The sequence below is a fragment of the Halolamina salina genome, from assembly GCF_042678005.1.
Taxonomy (GTDB): domain Archaea; phylum Halobacteriota; class Halobacteria; order Halobacteriales; family Haloferacaceae; genus Halolamina; species Halolamina salina.
Genome location: NZ_JBHUDH010000034.1, coordinates 6,770 through 10,857, shown reverse-complemented (window position 1 = coordinate 10,857; position 4,088 = coordinate 6,770). Strand labels below are relative to the sequence as shown.

Annotated in this window: 3 protein-coding genes; all 3 read left to right on the top strand. The window is 68.6% G+C overall.

Annotated features, from left to right (window positions below; genetic code table 11):
• On the top strand, positions 1-1,384 hold a 1,384-nt coding region (locus tag ACFR9S_RS04285; protein WP_379818128.1), incomplete at its 5' end, for an AMP-dependent synthetase/ligase.
• A gap of 87 nt (positions 1,385-1,471) precedes the next feature.
• Positions 1,472-3,349 carry a cation:proton antiporter domain-containing protein gene (locus ACFR9S_RS04280; RefSeq protein ID WP_379731132.1) on the top strand — a complete coding sequence of 626 codons (1,878 nt, stop codon included), beginning with the start codon at positions 1,472-1,474 and terminating at the stop codon, positions 3,347-3,349.
• A gap of 178 nt (positions 3,350-3,527) precedes the next feature.
• Positions 3,528-3,920: a hypothetical protein gene (locus tag ACFR9S_RS04275; RefSeq protein WP_379818127.1), complete on the top strand. Its 393-nt coding sequence runs from the start codon at positions 3,528-3,530 to the stop codon at positions 3,918-3,920.
• Positions 3,921-4,088: the final 168 nt, after the last annotated feature.

Below are 4,088 nucleotides of genomic sequence, written 5' to 3'. Positions count from 1 at the left end.
GGCGTTCGACGAGGACGCCTACGAGGGCTGGCTCGACGAGCGCGACGGCGACGACCTCGCGAGCCTCGTCTACACTTCCGGCACCACCGGCCAGCCGAAGGGCGTCGAACTCACCCACTGGAACTTCCGGTCGAACGTGAACCAGTGTTTCCGGCGGTTCGGTCCCCGCCCCGACCGCGACCCGGACCTGCCGACGACCGACACCGACACCGTCGCGCTCTCCTTCCTCCCGCTTGCGCACGTGTTCGAGCGGCTGTCGGGCCACTTCCTGATGTTCGCGGCCGGCGCCACCATCGCCTACGCCGAGAGCCCGGACACGCTGCGTGAGGACTTCAAGCTGGTCGAGCCGACGACGTTCACCAGCGTCCCGCGCGTGTACGAGAAGCTGTACGCCGCCGTCCGGGAGCAGGCCAGCGAGTCGCCGATCAAACAGCGCATCTTCGAGTGGGCCGTCGACGTGGCCCGCGAGTACGAGCGGGCCGAGAATCCCGGCACCATCCTCTCGCTGAAGCACAACATCGGCGACAAGCTGGTCTACTCCAGCGTCCGCGAGGCGCTGGGGGACAACGTCGACTTCTTCGTCTCCGGCGGCGGCAGCCTCTCGGAGGACCTCTGCCGGCTGTTCCACGGGATGGGGATCCCGATCCTGGAGGGGTACGGCCTCACGGAGACCGCGCCCGTGCTCAGCGTCAACCCCATCGAGGACCCCAAACCCGGCACGATCGGCCCGCCGGTCGTCGACGTGGAGACGAAGCTCGACGAGTCCATCGGCGTGATGGGCGAGGACATCGAGGGCGAGACGGGCGAACTGCTCGTCCGCGGCCCGAACGTCACCGACGGCTACTGGGAGAAGCCCGAGGCGACCGACGAGGCGTTCGACGAGGCCGACGACGGCGGCGAGCCGTGGTTCCGCACCGGCGACGTGGTCGAGATCCGTCCCGACGGCTACATCGCGTTCCGCGAGCGGGCGAAACAGTTGCTGAAGCTCTCGACGGGGAAGATGGTGCCGCCGGGCCCGATCGAGGACGCGTTCGCCGACAACGAACTGATCGAGCAGGCGATGGTCGTCGGCGACGCCCGGAAGTTCGTCGGCGCGCTGATCGTCCCCGCATTCGACGCGATCCGCGCGTGGGGCGAGCGTGAGGGGCTGGACCTCCCCGAGTCCGACGACGAACTCTGCCACGACGACCGCGTCCGTGACCGCATCCGCCGCGAGGTCGAGACGATCAACGAGGGGTTCGAGAGCCACGAGCAGATCAAGCAGTTCCGACTGGTGCCCGAGGAGTTCACCCCAGAGAACGATCTCCTCACGCCGACGATGAAGAAGAAGCGCCGGAAGATTCTCGACCGCTGGAGCGACGAGGTCGAGGATCTCTACGAGTAACCGGCCGCGGTAGTCAGCCTTAAGCCGCGTCCACCGGACCGTTGTTGTGTGAGGGCGAACGGATCAGCGACAGCCGAGGTGCCGTAGATGGCCGGGAACGAGGCAGCCGTGCTGATCGCGGTCGTCGCCGGAGTCGTCGGTATCGGCGTCATCGCACAGGTGCTCTCGGACCGCTTCCGGGTGCCGAGTATCGTCTTCCTGATCGCGGCGGGGATCCTGCTCGGCCCGGAAGTGACCGGGCTGCTCAACCCCGTGGAGTTCGGGACCGCCGCGCTGTCGGCCATCGTCGGGCTCTCCGTCGCGATAATCGTCTTCGAGGGCGCGTTCCACCTCCGGATCGAGGAGATCCGGGAGGCGCCGAAGACGGCGTTCCGACTCGTCACCGTCGGCGCCGTGATCGCGCTGGTCGGGACGGGCGTGGCGGTCCACTACCTGCTCGGCGTCGACTGGCTCGTCTCCTTCCTCGTCGGGTCGCTGCTCGTCGCGACCGGGCCGACCGTTATCGCGCCGATCCTCGACGTGGTTCCGGTCCGGGACCGCGTCGGCGTCGCGCTCGACACCGAGGGGATCGTCAACGACGTGACCGCCGCGATCTCCGCGGTGGTGATCTTCGAGATCATCACCACCGGCGCGTCCGGCCCGAGCGCGCTCGTGACCCTGTTCGCCGAGCGGCTCGGCTACGGGCTGTTGGTCGGGATCGCGGTCGCCGGGCTGCTGTACTACGCGCTGCAGTACGTCGACCTCTCGCCGGGTAACGCGCCCCGCAACGCCCGGCTGCTGGTGCTCGCTGGCGCGCTCGTCGCCTACGCCGCCGCGAACTACCTCGCCAGCGAGGCCGGCGTCGCCGCCGTCGCCGTCGCGGGGATCCTGCTCGGGAACGCGGACGTGCCCTACGAGAAGGAGATCGCGGCGTTCAAAGGCGACGTGACGCTGATCGTGCTCTCGTTCGTGTTCATCACGCTGGCGGCGCTGCTCCAGTTCGACGTGCTGCTCGATCTCGGGTTCGCCGGGATCGGCGTCGTCGTCGTCGTCGCGCTGGTGCTGCGGCCGCTGCTGGTGTTCGTCTCCAGCGCGGGCGACCGGATCACCACCGAGGAGAAGCTGTTCATGAGCTTCGTCGGGCCGCGCGGGATCATCCCGGCGTCGGTGGCGACGCTGTTCGCCATCGAGCTCCGGAGCCCGGAGGTGGGGATGCCCGAGGCGGCCGACGTGCTCGTCGGCACCGTCTTCCTGACTATCCTGCTGACCGTGCTGTTCGAGGCGGGGCTGGCCCGCCAGATCGCGGAGAAACTCAACGTCATACCCATGCGAGTCATCATCGTCGGGGGCGGGTCGGTCGGGCGCGAGCTCGCGACCCGCCTCGAAGACCGAGGCGAGAACGTCGTCATCGTGGAGAACAACCAGGAACGCATTCAGAAAGTCCGGGACGCCGGGTTCACCGCCCACCACGGCGACGGCACCGACACGGAGGTGCTCCGGTCGGCCGGCGCGGACAACGCCAAGATCATCGTCGCCGCCACCGGCGACGACGACGCGAACCTGTTGATCTCCCAGCTCTCACAGTCGAAGTTCTCGCCGGAGCGCGTGATCGCGCGGACGAACAACCCCGAGAACGTCGACGCCTTCGAGGAGCTGGGCGTCCGGACGATCTCCTCGGCGATGGCCACCGCACAGGCGATGGACAACTACATCGAGCGCCCGGCGCTCGCCAACTGGATGCAGGGGATCGGCGAGACCGGTGACGTCCAGGAGATCGAGGTCACCGCGGATCCGCTGATCGGCGAGACGATCCGCGACCTCGGCCCGCAGCTCCCCGAGGGCTGTCTGATCGGGCTGGTCTGCCGGGACGAGGAGGCGTTCGTCCCCGAGGCCGACTTCACGCTCGAACGCGGCGACCGCGTGACGTTCATCGGCCGGAAGGATTCGGTCCGCAAGGCGATGAAGTGGGCCCACCCCGAGGAGTAGCGAGGCGGAAAAACTCCCCGGAGGGGAGGCAAACCGCCTCGGAGTACGAACGGCGAACGAAGTGAGCCGTGAGTAGCACGAGACGGGAAGCCGCGCGGTAGCCGTGAAACGCCCTGAACCCCTCCCGGCGGCGACCGATACCGACGACGGTTTCTCTCCCGATCCCCGACCGTCGGTAATGGCGCTCTCACGCCGTTCGTTCCTCCCTCTCCCGGTCGCGGTCGCGCTCGCCGGCTGTACGTCGCTGACCAACGACGCGGTCGAACTGGCGATCGAGAACCGCAGCGGCGGCGCCCGGGACGTGACCGCGACGGTGACGCCGGTCGCCGAGTACGACGGCAGCGACCCGCCGGCGCCCGACTTCGAGGGGACGGTCCCGCCCGGCTCCCGGCAGTTGGTCCCCGACGTGGCGCCCTCGCCCGACGCGGGCGAGGCGCCGATCCCCACGCGGGTCCACATCGTCACCGGTCCCTACGAGGACGCCCAGCGCGTCGACGTGACGGGGACGGGGACGATCGACGTGCGGATCACGCGGAACGGGCTGGAGATGTTCTTCGCGGCCCAGGACTGATTTGGGGCTTGATTGGTAGTTCTGAAGAAACCGTACAGCAACAGCATCTCGATCGTTGGCACCTTGTGACCGCACCGCCCCGCACAGCCCTCACTGCTCGCGGCTCACTCCGTTCGCCGCTCGCTTCGAGGCGGTTTGCCTCGCCTTCGGCGAGTTTTCCCGCCTCGC